A 12142-nucleotide genomic window follows, 5' to 3' on the forward strand; every position below is an offset into this window, starting at 1 on the left:
AATTTAGGAGTTTCGCTGCCTTCAGCTAGAGCAGGAATGTTGACTTGACCGGAATCAAGCTCCAAAATGGCAGTACCGTGTACGAAAAAATTCGCGATAAATATGCGGGCAATCATCGTTTTGTCTTTAACATTAAGGGAAACTCCTACCGCCTCATAGCTATCATATCCTTCCCTGCAAAGAAGGTTTACATTCGATTCATCGGTACCCACTCGGAATACGATAAAATAAAGGATATACAAAACATCTGAGTGATGATCAAATCTGAAAAGGAATACAAAGCAATCCTGGAAAGAATCGAAGAATTGCTTGCCATCGCTGAAAACATAGAAAACCCTGATGCAAAAGGATTTGTGGAACTCAACCTACTTTCGGATCTCGTAGCGGACTATGAAGAGGCACATTTTCCGATCCTTCCTCCTACCTTGGCGGAGGCAATCAAACTAAGGATGCATGAGCGCGGATTAACCCAAAAGTCATTATCAGACTTCTTAGGAGTCAGCAGTTCGCGCGTCAGCGAATACCTGAACGGGAAAAGTGAACCTACCTTAAAAATAGCTCGGGAAATCAGCCGAAAGCTCGACATTGAAGCTTCTATCGTATTGGGCGTCTAGGACAGCTATCTGGGATTAGCGTCAGGCCAACACAAGCATCAATAAACTTAGCATAACGCCCCATTATTCCACAGCACGGGATACTTTTTGGAGGCTGATCTCCTATATTATGGCCTTTGACCCTAAGCCTAAAACCGATGAGCCTGAAAAAACCGGGAGTGCTGCTCCTTCTCTTTTGCCTCAGTTTCCTTTCAGTTCAAGCCCAAAGTACCAAAGTCTGGACACGCTGGTGGTGGATGGGGTCGGCGGTCAGCAAGGAAGGAATCAAGTATCAGTTGGAGGCCTTCCAACAAGCCGGCATCGGTGGTGTGGAGATCACGCCCATCTATGGAGTCAAGGGTCAGGAAGCCAATTTTCTGCCCTTTCTCTCGCCCCGACACCTCGAAATGCTCGCCTACACGACAACCCTCGCGGACAGTCTCGGCATGGGAGTGGATATGGTCTTGGGCACGGGCTGGCCCTACGGTGGTCCGCAAGTGGAGCCGCAGCATGCTGCAACAAGACTAGAGCATCAAGCCTCTGATCTCAAGGCCGGGGAAGCTTTTGACAAGAGTTTTGCCCACAAAAATCCGGACGTAAAACTCATCGCCGTGCTGGCGTACGGAGATGCAGGATTCTATGAAGATCTCACTAGCAAAATCCTGGAAAACCGCCTCCAATGGACCCCTAAGCAGGATGTGAAGTTGTATGCGATCTATGAGGGAAAAACCGGGCAGCAGGTCAAGCGGGCAGCTCCGGGAGGGGAAGGATTCACGCTGGACCATTATTCACGCGCTGCTTTGGCTGACTATATCATCCCATATGATGAAAAGCTAAAAGTGCCGATCCGCGCCATCTTCAATGACAGCTTTGAATTGTACGAAGCGGACTTCACCCCTGATTTTCTTTTCTCTTTCGAAAAGCTTCGCGGCTATGACCTGAAGCCTTATCTAAGTCTACTGATCGAGAAAGTGGATTCAGAGCTCGCAAATCGGGTTCGGAGTGACTATCGGGAGACGCTGGGCGACCTGCTCAAAGTAGAGTTTGACAGGCCATGGACTGCCTGGGCCCATGGAAAAGGATATCAAACCAAACTTCAGGCCCATGGTTCGCCGGGAAACCTTCTGGATCTCTACGCCACGGCAGATATTCCCGAATGCGAGACCTTTGGCTCCATGCCCTTTGAGATTCCCGGCTTAAGGCGAGAAGAAAGCGATATCCGTCCAGGCGACGCCGATCCGATGATGCTCAAGTTCTCTTCCTCTGCGGCTCACATGGCGGGAAAGCCGCTGGTTTCGTCTGAGTCCTTCACCTGGCTGCGGGATCATTTCAAAACCGCACTTTCTCAGACCAAGCCAGAGCTGGAGGAGTTGCTTCTCAGCGGAGTCAATCATCTCTTCTTGCACGGCTCTACCTATACCGACCCCAAGGCGACATGGCCGGGATGGAAGTTTTATGCGGCCGTCAATTTTAGCCCACAGATGACGATTTGGAAAGATGCCCCAGCGTTTTTCAAATACATCGAAAACTGCCAGCAAATCCTCCAAACCGGCAAGCCCGACAACGAAATCGCGCTGTACTGGCCGGTGTATGACAACTGGGCGAAGTACTATGCGGGAAGTACTTTCTTCCAGTTTAAGATCCATTCCTTGGGCGAATGGCTGCTGGACACGCCGTTTTATAACACCGGCGTGCAACTGATGAAAGAAGGGTACTCTCTGGACTTTTTCTCCGATGAGTTTCTCCAGACTGCGCGGTTCGAGGATGGAAAGATCGTCTTCTCTGGGGGAAGCTATCGGGCAATCGTCGTGCCTGAGGTCGATTATATTCCTTTGGAAACTTTGGCAAAGTTGAAGGAATTAAGAGACTTGGGCGGCAATGTTATCTTTTTGGGAAAACCAAAATCCGTGCCTGGACAAAGCAATTTAGTCCAACGATCGAAGCAATTGGAGGCATTGAATGCCGACTTACAAGTTTCTGAAAATCTGATCCAATCGCTCGAAGCTGAGCAGATTTTGCCGGAGAGTCTGGTAAAGACCGGCCTGAAGTTTATCCGCAGAAAAACCGACACCGAACATGTCTACTACTTGGTGAACCATCTAGCCAAAGACGTGGACACATTCCTCCCGCTCAATGTGAAAAGTGACCGAATCACGCTTTTTGATCCAGATACGGAGAAACGTGGAGTCGCTCAGGTAAAAACCGAAGCCGGACAAAACTTGGTGAGAATCCAGCTCAAAGCCGGAAAATCTATGTTCGTCGAAACGGGTGTCGATGAAGCGACGGATGCCTGGCAGTATCTGAAAAACTTTGGAGACGCGCAGGTGATTGCCGGTCCGTATCAGTTGAGCTTCGTCGAAGGCGGCCCCACCATTCCCGCGTCTGAGACCCTGACGGCACTTACTTCTTGGACTGGAATCAACCAAGAAACGGAAGCTTTTAGCGGGACAGCGGCCTATGAAGTTTCCTTTGACAAACCTCCCGGGAAAGCGGATGCCTGGCTACTTCAGCTTCCCGATGTGCGCGAAAGTGCCCGGGTGTACCTCAATGGCGAATACTTGGGGACGCTTTGGGCCAATCCCTTTGAAATCCTCCTTCCTGGATTGAAGGATCGCGGCAACGAGCTTCGGATCGAAGTCACCAACCTCTCAGCAAACCGCATCCGGGCAATGGAACTTGCGGGTGAGGAATGGAAGATCTTTTACGAGATCAACATGGTCGACAAAGACTACAAGCCATTTGACGCAAAGGTTTGGAAACCAATGCCGTCTGGATTGATCGGGGAAATCAAAATTCAGGGATTGGTAGAGGACTAGACTGTCTCTATACCGCGACAAACTCAGCCGACGGAGAAAGGTTGCCGGCGGGTTTTCGAATTCGACAGAAACGAAAAAAAGGGAGCCGTGGCTCCCTTTCAACTGCGAAAAAAGATATAGCCCTATTTCCTTTTCAAGGTCATGGTGTTAACCATGGTGAAGACGTTTTCCCCACCGAAACCTGATTGCTTGAGCGTCTGAGGCAGGCTCAAAACCAAGGTATCCTCAGTTTCGCTGATAATATTGGCTTCCGAAACCTCCCCGGTCTTGAAGTGGAAGGTCATCTTACTACCGTCTACTGACCACGAGCCCTCATAAGTGGCCGCAGCAACGGGATAGGTAAATTCCACTCCTGGAGTCCAGCCGTACTCCATAGTCATATTAAAACCGCCTGTGGCCTTTACCTCATTTGCTAAAAATTCCCACACCATCGTGATGTCTTTTGCCTGTCCGGCAAACTCACCCTCGTCAAGAAGTTCATTGCCTTGATAAGCCTTATAACTGCCTTCGTATTGTAGGGAAACCATGTCCCATTGTCCTACATACTTACTCGTTTCACCGGGTTGGTCATCATTACCGCCACAAGAGACTAAAAAGCCGAGACCAAATACAAGCATCAGCGGGTAGAGCATTCTTTTCTTCATTTCTATTTTAGTTAAGGTTAGTGGCGGCTAGATAAACTATTTAGAAATTAATTAAAAGTATTTTTTGTTCCTAATCTACAATTAGTTGACAGTCAAACTGAAAATTTATTAATAGCATGAAATTCTGTTTGAATTACCGGAGTAAGCGTGATTTGAATAGCTATTGCGTAAAAACATAAACCTCCCTCCAGTAAGCACATGGACTATTGACCCACTGGTCATTCAAGGCCGATTTTATTCCAAATCGAGCTCAAGAGACCTACTTGGATGACTCGGCCCTATTGTGAGGTAATTACCGTTTTGCGTAAAAAGGGCTTCTACTTCTCGATCTTAATACCCAATTGGGTCCAGTGTTTCACGACAGCAAATTCCGCTAGACTTGTGCGGTATCATCAATGATGGACCGGAGTAGAATCCTGAGGAGCCATCACATTCTTTTCCCCCAGCTTCTGCATAGTATACTCCAGCAGGATCGGAATCTTGGCGTTTTCTGCCAAAGTCAGTGCACGCTTGGCATTCAGGTCTGTCAGCGGCTCAAGTGCATACCAAAGCATCAGCGGCAGATTGTGATCTTCCGCATCCTCGGCCCGTTGGGACAAAGCGGTCAACACATTCCATCGCAGATCCGGCTGCAGACGGAGCATCGCCGACACTAGGTAGAGTCTGACCATCGGCGAGGAATCGTCCTTTGCCATTTCGGTGAATTTGTCCAGCGTTTCGGCTGAAACTGACTTGTTTTCCGTCAGGAGCTGAATAGCCCAGCTACGGATATACTCGTTGGGATCAACCAGCAGTGCATGCATTTCCTTTTCATCCATTGCTTCCATGGCGTGTAGCGTCCACAGCGCCCGCAACTGATGGCTGATCTCAGGATCATTGGCTAGGATAGCCTTCAGCGCTTTTTGGGACTTGCGATTGCCTCCCCGCTCCTGCAATATAATTCTGGATTGACGGGCGTACCATTCGTTAGCATGTGTCTGATAGTTTGCGAGCTCCAGATCGGAGGCTTCGTAGAGATTTTCGGTTACGAAGACGTCTTTTTCGTGGCTAATCTTGAAGATCCTTCCCAGAGATTTGTCGTGCACATCCGGATTGGGGCTGTGGCACTGGTTTTTGTCATACCAGTCAATGGCGAAGACCGAACCGCTGGCATCGTACTTAAAGTTGAGCCATTGCGACCAAGAGTCATTCATAGCCATGAAATCTTCATGGTGCACGCCTACATAGCCCGAACCGGATTTTTTCAATTCGTCGATATTGAGTCTCGCTCCATTGATGTTGTTCATAAATATCGCGTCGCGGTATTCCGCCGGCCAATTGTCACCACCCAGATAGATCATTGCTCCAGCGTGGGCATGGCCACCTCCGGCTGCTGCGGATCTGAAATTCCCCGCGTGAGGTCCACGGTCACCCAGCCAGTGCACATGGTCTCCGATGGTCTTGATGTCATCGAACGTGTAGGGATTGAAATGCTCGCCGGCCTGTCGCTGGTATCTGGCTCCTTGCACGACGTAGTACAGATGCGGGATCACGCATACGGTGATGAACGAATGCCCGTAGCTGTTGAAGTCAATCCCCCAGGGATTGCTGCTGCCCTCGGCAAACACCTCAAATTCATGCCTTGTCGGATGATATCTCCAGACTCCTGCGTTGATCTTGGTCCGCTCGGAATCCGGGGCACCTGGCTTGCCGACATTGGAGTGGGTAAACACCCCATGGGTGCCGTAGAGCCAGCCATCCGGTCCCCAGCGCAGGTTGTTCAATACCTCGTGGGTGTCTTGGGTTCCCCAGCCGTCGAGCAGTTTTTGTGCCGGGCCGGCGGGCTTGTCCGTTTCATGATCGATCGGGATAAAAAGCAGGTAAGGCGCCGCTCCGAGCCAAACTCCACCCATTCCGACTTCTATGCCGCTGACTAGATTTAGGCCCTCGGCAAAGACTTTTCTACTGTCCAGCGAGCCGTCACCATTCGTGTCCTCGAAGATCAGAACTCGGTCCTTACCTTCTCCTTCTGGCGCAGGGACCGGATACGTGTGGCCTTCCACCACCCAAAGTCTATTTTTGGCATCAATGGTAAAACTGATCGGGCGGATAATCTCCGGCTCCGAAGCCGCCAGGGTCACCTTGAATCCCGCAGGAGGCGTCATGGTCGCGGCAGCTTGTAAACCGGTTAGACCGGCGTTCAGCACCGGATCCAGCGGCGGAAGGACAATGATATCGTCTTTGCTCAGTTCATTGGGAAAATTGGGTCTGGAGGAGTAAAAGCGGAAGTCATCGAAATTGATATGGGCCCACTTGTCATCAGAGATATAGGGGATCTGAGAAATCCCGGTTTCGTTGTCGATAATCCTGATGAAGATTTCCTTGCCCAAAAACGGTGTCAGATCAGCAACCACCGGCTGCAGCGTAGCTCTCCCCTGTCCTGTTGAGCTAAAAATTACCTCATCAGTTTCGGCCAAAACCAGTTCCACGCGGGTATCCACCAAGGCACCACCGGAAACCCGGAATGCAGCAAATGGAGCTGTAATTTTAAAGCTGTCAGAGGTGAGCGAGCCGGTAAGCTGGTAGTTTTTCAGTCCTCCGCTGGTCAGAAAATTTTCGCCTTCAAAGAAAATCGGACCTTCTTCTCCATGCAGCGGTGAAGGGTCGGACTGGATGAGCGGACTGGCGAAGGCATCCCCGTCCGCCGTCCAATTGTCCAGCGTGCCGGTTTCAAAGTTTAGATTGAGAGACCGACCGTCTTTTATGGGAAGAACTCCCTTGGCTATCTCCTCCGTTTCGCCTTCTTGAAGGATTTCAAACTTCCCAACCATTCCGGCAGCCCGGTGCCCCGGTACCGTGCAGTAGTACGTGTCGTCATCCACCGCGACAAAGGCGATGCTGGTGCTCGTGCCTTTTTCAATGATGGTTTCACTCTTGATCTTGAGTTTCTCCATCGCCACGTCGTGCGTCATGAGCTCCCCGTTGGTGATAGTGATGCGGACGGTTTCGCCTTTTTTCGCTTTCAAAGTCGGATTTCTGGTCCCATCTTCTGCAAAGTATCCCAGCATGGTCGCAGAGAGGCGAAATTCTCTGTCAGGTTCAGTATCCTGGCCTTTGGCAGTGATGGCAAAAAGTAGCAAGGCAAAAACGATTGACAGGCGGTAGGTTTTCATCAAGTTTTGGGGTTATTGGGTATTGACTGGCAGGGAAATAAATGTTTAATCTATTGGTTTTCGCCGAGTTCTTCAATAAAAACATCCTTGATTGCAACCTGGGCCTTGCCGCCTCCATGGATTTGGAAACCGATCAACCCAGCCTGTGGGATTGCAGGGTCGGACTCGGTGTAGTCCACGGTTTGATGTCCGTTGATGAAGAGCTGTATCCGGCCATCCTCAGTGTGAATCTTATAGTCGTTCCAGTCATTCTTCTTGATCCAACTCAACACTTGCGCCGAATCGGGTGCGATCAGCGTCTTGTTTCGCCGCGATTCGTCGTAGAGACTGGCCCAGTATCCCTCGCCCCAGTCGGCTTGATAGCCCGTCATCTCATAGGCCGGGTCGACCAACCGTTGGGAATGAAATTGGATTCCCGAGTTGATAAAGCCCTCTTCTCCCGTTAGTTTGATCTTCAGCGTAAGGACGAAGTTTCCATATTCCCGCTCGGTCACCAAGAAGTCATTGTTCGGAACCGTGTTTACCAACGAGCCTCCAACGAGCTCTCCACCCACAATCCGCCAGGTATCTGTCGTGTCCCCTTCCCAGCCTTGAAAAGTTTTTCCGTCAAACAGTCGCACTGGGCCCGTAGTCTCCGGACTTTGGCAGGAGATAGAGATCAAAGCAAGCATAAACAGGAAAAGGACGGTGAGAGAGGATCGCATGGTTTTTTGGGTTTGGTCTAAAATAATAAAAAAGTGGGAGGTTTGGGAGTCGGGAAGTTGGGAGGTTAGGAGGTTCCAACCTGCTAGACGATATGTTGAAGGTTGGAAGTTAAGAATTGAAAAAAGTTTTGAAGCGGTTCAAGGACTCATCTGCGCACTCTCCCCTATCTTTCGGCTTCTTTTTATGACAAGCCATGCACTACACCATTGAGTCCGAGTCACTCCAAGTCAGCGTAAAACATAAGGGAATGGAGCTCAGCTCCATTATCTCAAAAATCAACGGCCAAGAACATCTCTGGCAGGGAGACCCACAATTTTGGACGGGACAGGCACCGATTCTTTTTCCAAATATCGGCGCATTGAAGAATGGTAAAACCAGCTACCAAGGAACCGAATATGCCCTACCTAAGCATGGGTTTGTGCGAAACTCGAACCAAGCCAAACTCATACAACACCTTCCGGACACTCTGGTATTTCGGTTCGATTCCAGCCCAGAAACGCTCGAAGTCTATCCATTTATCTTCTCGTTAGAGGTCACTTTCCGGCTTTCCGGCAACCGTCTGGAGGTCTCCCATCAGGTTTCAAACCTGGATACCCAAGACCTGTACTATTCGCTTGGAGGTCATCCGGCATTTGCCTGTCCACTCCTGCCCGGTGAGCAAATCGAAGATTATCAAATCGAATTCCCTCAAATTGAACACGATACTACCTGGATGATTACTCCTGAGGGACTGATCGGGGAAAAAGGTGAAATGGTCCTGTACTCCACGAAAGAGCTCCCTTTGCATGCGCATATTTTCGACCAAGATGCATTGATCTTCAAAGGGCTGAAGTCCAGAGAAGTATCCCTCAGTCATCGGGAAAAAGGGCCTATTGTAAAGATGGAATTTGGAGACTTTGATTACCTGGGCATTTGGGCGAAGCCAGGAGCGTCGTTTGTCTGCCTTGAACCTTGGTTGGGAATCGCGGACTCTGCCCAGCATTCCGGAAAGTTGGCTGAAAAAGAAGGCATTCGTATGCTTGCTCCAGGAGCATCTGAGACAAAGAAATTCAGCATCGAGATCTTGTAATCAGAAGGGAGTCTGAAAGGTCTTTTACGGTCTGGTGCAAGCCGAATGTGGTCGCGTGTTCGGAGCGGAGAAATGAAATCGGTCATAGCTTCAACCTTGGAGAGAAAAGAATCAAACCCTTAAATCCATCCTCATGACAACCCCACCCGAAGTATGGCTCAGAGGTCCACTGGCCGGTTTTCCGCCACTTTTGCAGCCAGTAGCTCATGCGATCAAACAGGCACAAAACGAAATCCACGAATTGATGCAAGACTTCCCTGACGAATTACTTTGGGAAAAGCCCATGGGACTGGCCAGCCCGGGATTCCACCTGCAGCACATCACGGGAGTGATCGATCGGATGGCGACCTACGCCCAGGCGAAAACGCTGAGCGAGCAGCAATTCGCTTATCTCAAAAAAGAAGGCGTTCCAGATACGAATCTGACCACGCAAATTCTATTGGAAAATCTCGACCGCCAGATCGTTGACTTTTTGGATTTTGTATCAAAGATCAATCCCGAGACGCTCCCTGATTATCGAGGAGTAGGCAGGGCGCAATTGCCTTCCACGGTCGGTGGCTTGGTTTTTCACGCAGCCGAGCATACCCAGCGTCATCTCGGACAGTTGCTGGTGACGGTAAAAGTTGTTTTAGGCAGTTAAAGATGTACTGCTCATAGAGACTTTTACTGAGCTACTCATCCTTCAGTACCTTTGCGGGATTGGTCTGTGCGGCCACATAGGAATGCAGTCCCACGATCAGCAGACAAATGGCCATCACTCCGAGTCCTGACAGTGCAAAGAGCGAAAAGGGCATGGAAATCTTATACGTAAAACCATCGAGCCAATCGCTCAGAAAGTAGTAAGCCGGATACACCGCTAGCGCGAATGAGACCAGCACGAGCAACACATACTCTTTGGTAATCAAACCCAAGATCTGAAGCACGGTGGCTCCGAGCACCTTTCGGATACTGATCTCCTTGGTTCGCTGGGCGATCGTGTAGGAAGAAAGCCCAAACAAACCCATCGCAGAGATCAGGATCGCCAGGATGCAAGAGCCCCCTAGCACATTGCGGATGCGGAGATCCTCGGCGTAAAACCGCTCGATCTGCGTGTCCATAAACTTAAACTCCGCTGTCTCATAGGGAAAAATCTCCTTGTAAGCCTCCTCCAGTTCTAATTTAACGGCGGCCAGATTTTGCCCTTTTTCCAGCTTGACGGTGATCGATTGGAAGTATTGGGGATTGACCGTCAGCAACATGGGACGGATCTCCTCCCGAAGTGTGCGGGAGTGGAAATTGGCCACCACGCCGACAATTTTCTTCTGCTCATCATTGAATTTAATATCCATACCGACGGCTGCCTCGGGAGTAGCGATGCCGGCTTCCTTTAGGAAGTTCTCATTGACCACGACCTCGTCTTGACGGTTGGAGCCAGGATTTCCCGCCAGGAGCGGCACCCCATTGACCCGGACAAAAGCAGAATCCACGTTCATCACCTGAATATTCATCCGCTTCTCGGTCGTATCTACCGGCACAGACGCATCTGAAGTCCAAAGACTCGTCGAGGTCACGAGATTACCGCTCAGGCTGCTCCCCTTCACGATGCTTTTTTGATTCAGTCTTTCCTGTAGCTGTATCATCTTATCGGTGGGAGAAAGAAAGGGAAGTGAGGCGTACATCACTTCCTCTTTTTCAAATCCCAAAGGCTGGCTGGAGACGTACTTGATCTGCTGATTGAGCACCAAAACCAAGATGATAAAAGCAATTGAGGCTGAAAATTGCAGCACGGTCAGGTTTTTTCTCAAAAACACACCGACCGAAAAGCCTCTGTGGCTGGAAGAGTCGCCTTTCAATGCGCGCTGCGGCTGATATCCAGACAAAACCAGCGACGGATAGATCCCCGAGATCAGCGTGATCAGGAGCGGAAACAAGGCATAAAACGTGAAATTTATCCCACTTAAATGATCGATGACAAACTCCGAAGGGAGGTAATCCGAAAAGAGGACTTTCAAAACCTCGACAAACACTATCCCAAAAACCGTCGCCAGAAGAACGATCAGGTAGGTTTCGGTCAAAAACTGAAAGATGAGCTGAGGCCGTCTGCCTCCCAGCGTCTTGCGGATGCCCACTTCCTTGGCCCTCCCAATCGCCTGAGCGGTCTCTAGATTGATGAAATTCAAGGCTGCCAAAACCAAGATAATCAGCCCGATATAGACCAATCCCTGTAAAAAAACTTTGGACACGTTTGTCTCGGAATAATTGTGCGAGAAATGCATCTCCGACAGCGGCTCCATGAAAAAGCTGGTCTTCCCTTCGCCCTCCTCTTTTTTCTCGTAATTCTTTGCTACGATCGCCACAAACCCCTCATCCAATTGGCTTTTGTCGACTCCTTCTGTTGCTTTGACAAACAACTGGGAACTTGAATTGACATTTCCCCAACTGTGAAGGCCATACCAATCCTCAGCCTCGCTCTTTTTGATGGTGCTAAAGGAGATGAAGTCCGTAAAGATAAAGTCCGAATGTTCTTTGAAATCTTCCACCACACCCGTCACCTGGGCGACAATTGAGTCAGAGTCTATCCAAAGAAGTTCTTTCCCCAAAACCGCCGCTGGATCCAATCCCGGGAAATAGCGGTGCAGGCTTGCCTCCGAGATGACGGCCGAATAGGGAGCATTCAGGGCAGTTTCGGGATTCCCCGCAAGCCACTTCCTCGGGAAGATCCTGAAAAAACCAGGGTCGGCAAAGGTTGCTCCGTCGACCCGCCCGTACACTTTGTTCTGCTCCGGATTGGCAACCAGCGTTTGACTTAGGGTATACAGTCGGCCTTTGTCCGTTACCGTCGATATCTCATCCTGAATCACCTCTCCCAGTGGCCCGGGCGTACCTGAATTTGGATAGCTTTCACCATCCCACTCGGTCACCGTGTTCACTCGGTAGATCCGATCCACGTCCGGGTGAAAGGTATCGTAGCTGTATGAATGAAAGACCAGATTGAAGATCAAAAAGCAGATGGAAATCCCCAATGACAGCCCCAGCACATGGATAAAAGTCCTGAGCTTGTTTCGGGTGAGATTTCTCCAGGCGATTTTAAAGTAGTTTTTCAGCATTTGAATTGGAAGATTTCAAAATTGGAAGATTGGAAAATTGGGGTTGCAAAGTTGTAAGGTTTCCTAGAGTAGATGGC

Annotated in this window: 9 protein-coding genes; 5 read left to right on the forward strand and 4 right to left on the reverse strand. The window is 49.8% G+C overall.

Annotated elements, in window-relative coordinates; translation table 11 throughout:
• Positions 1-77 precede the first annotated feature (77 nt).
• From G459_RS29405 to G459_RS27165, 3 genes are all read left to right on the forward strand, one after another.
• Positions 78-251: a type II toxin-antitoxin system HigB family toxin gene (locus G459_RS29405; protein WP_245588156.1), complete on the forward strand. Its 174-nt coding sequence runs from the start codon at positions 78-80 to the stop codon at positions 249-251.
• 3 nt (positions 252-254) lie between these two features.
• The gene (locus tag G459_RS0109640) at positions 255-614 is read left to right on the forward strand and encodes a helix-turn-helix domain-containing protein (RefSeq protein ID WP_026967472.1); all 360 of its coding nucleotides are present in this window, start codon (positions 255-257) and stop codon (positions 612-614) included.
• A 137-nt stretch (positions 615-751) separates the two neighbouring features.
• Positions 752-3409, forward strand: a complete 2658-nt coding sequence (locus G459_RS27165) for a glycosyl hydrolase (protein WP_051315156.1) — start codon at positions 752-754, stop codon at positions 3407-3409.
• Between the two features lie 122 nt (positions 3410-3531).
• On the opposite strand, the gene G459_RS0109650 is transcribed toward G459_RS27165, so the two are convergent.
• The 3 genes from G459_RS0109650 to G459_RS0109660 form a co-directional block, all read right to left on the reverse strand.
• Positions 3532-4053 carry a lipocalin-like domain-containing protein gene (locus G459_RS0109650; RefSeq protein WP_026967473.1) on the reverse strand — a complete coding sequence of 174 codons (522 nt, stop codon included), beginning with the start codon at positions 4051-4053 and terminating at the stop codon, positions 3532-3534.
• 392 nt (positions 4054-4445) lie between these two features.
• A complete protein-coding gene (locus G459_RS27170) occupies positions 4446-7205 on the reverse strand; it encodes a PVC-type heme-binding CxxCH protein (protein WP_084454447.1) in 2760 nt (919 codons plus the stop codon).
• Positions 7206-7255: 50 nt separating this feature from the next.
• Complete coding sequence (locus G459_RS0109660) at positions 7256-7909, reverse strand: 3-keto-disaccharide hydrolase (RefSeq protein ID WP_026967474.1); 654 nt, start codon at positions 7907-7909, stop codon at positions 7256-7258.
• Positions 7910-8103: 194 nt separating this feature from the next.
• Here G459_RS0109660 and G459_RS27175 point away from each other — a divergent pair, with 194 nt between their 5' ends.
• Together G459_RS27175 and G459_RS0109670 are read left to right on the forward strand one after the other, a co-directional pair.
• The gene (locus G459_RS27175; RefSeq protein WP_035455571.1) at positions 8104-8979 is read left to right on the forward strand and encodes an aldose 1-epimerase family protein; all 876 of its coding nucleotides are present in this window, start codon (positions 8104-8106) and stop codon (positions 8977-8979) included.
• Between the two features lie 133 nt (positions 8980-9112).
• Positions 9113-9619: a DinB family protein gene (locus G459_RS0109670; protein WP_026967475.1), complete on the forward strand. Its 507-nt coding sequence runs from the start codon at positions 9113-9115 to the stop codon at positions 9617-9619.
• A 31-nt stretch (positions 9620-9650) separates the two neighbouring features.
• Here the strand turns inward: G459_RS0109670 and G459_RS0109675 are convergent, their stop codons facing one another.
• Positions 9651-12065, reverse strand: a complete 2415-nt coding sequence (locus G459_RS0109675) for an ABC transporter permease (RefSeq protein ID WP_026967476.1) — start codon at positions 12063-12065, stop codon at positions 9651-9653.
• Between the last annotated feature and the right edge of the window lie 77 nt (positions 12066-12142).

The organism is Algoriphagus terrigena DSM 22685 (genome assembly GCF_000429445.1).
In the GTDB taxonomy this organism is placed as follows: Bacteria; Bacteroidota; Bacteroidia; order Cytophagales; family Cyclobacteriaceae; genus Algoriphagus; species Algoriphagus terrigena.

What these genes read in the sequence shown, in the direction of transcription:
- G459_RS0109640 (WP_026967472.1), top strand. Translation starts at nt 255, where the DNA reads ATGATCAAATCTGAAAAGGAATACAAAGCAATCCTGGAAAGAATCGAA.
- G459_RS27165 (WP_051315156.1), top strand. Translation starts at nt 752, where the DNA reads ATGAGCCTGAAAAAACCGGGAGTGCTGCTCCTTCTCTTTTGCCTCAGT.
- G459_RS0109650 (WP_026967473.1), bottom strand. Translation starts at nt 4,053, where the DNA reads ATGAAGAAAAGAATGCTCTACCCGCTGATGCTTGTATTTGGTCTCGGC.
- G459_RS27170 (WP_084454447.1), bottom strand. Translation starts at nt 7,205, where the DNA reads ATGAAAACCTACCGCCTGTCAATCGTTTTTGCCTTGCTACTTTTTGCC.
- G459_RS0109660 (WP_026967474.1), bottom strand. Translation starts at nt 7,909, where the DNA reads ATGCGATCCTCTCTCACCGTCCTTTTCCTGTTTATGCTTGCTTTGATC.
- G459_RS27175 (WP_035455571.1), top strand. Translation starts at nt 8,104, where the DNA reads ATGCACTACACCATTGAGTCCGAGTCACTCCAAGTCAGCGTAAAACAT.
- G459_RS0109670 (WP_026967475.1), top strand. Translation starts at nt 9,113, where the DNA reads ATGACAACCCCACCCGAAGTATGGCTCAGAGGTCCACTGGCCGGTTTT.
- G459_RS0109675 (WP_026967476.1), bottom strand. Translation starts at nt 12,065, where the DNA reads ATGCTGAAAAACTACTTTAAAATCGCCTGGAGAAATCTCACCCGAAAC.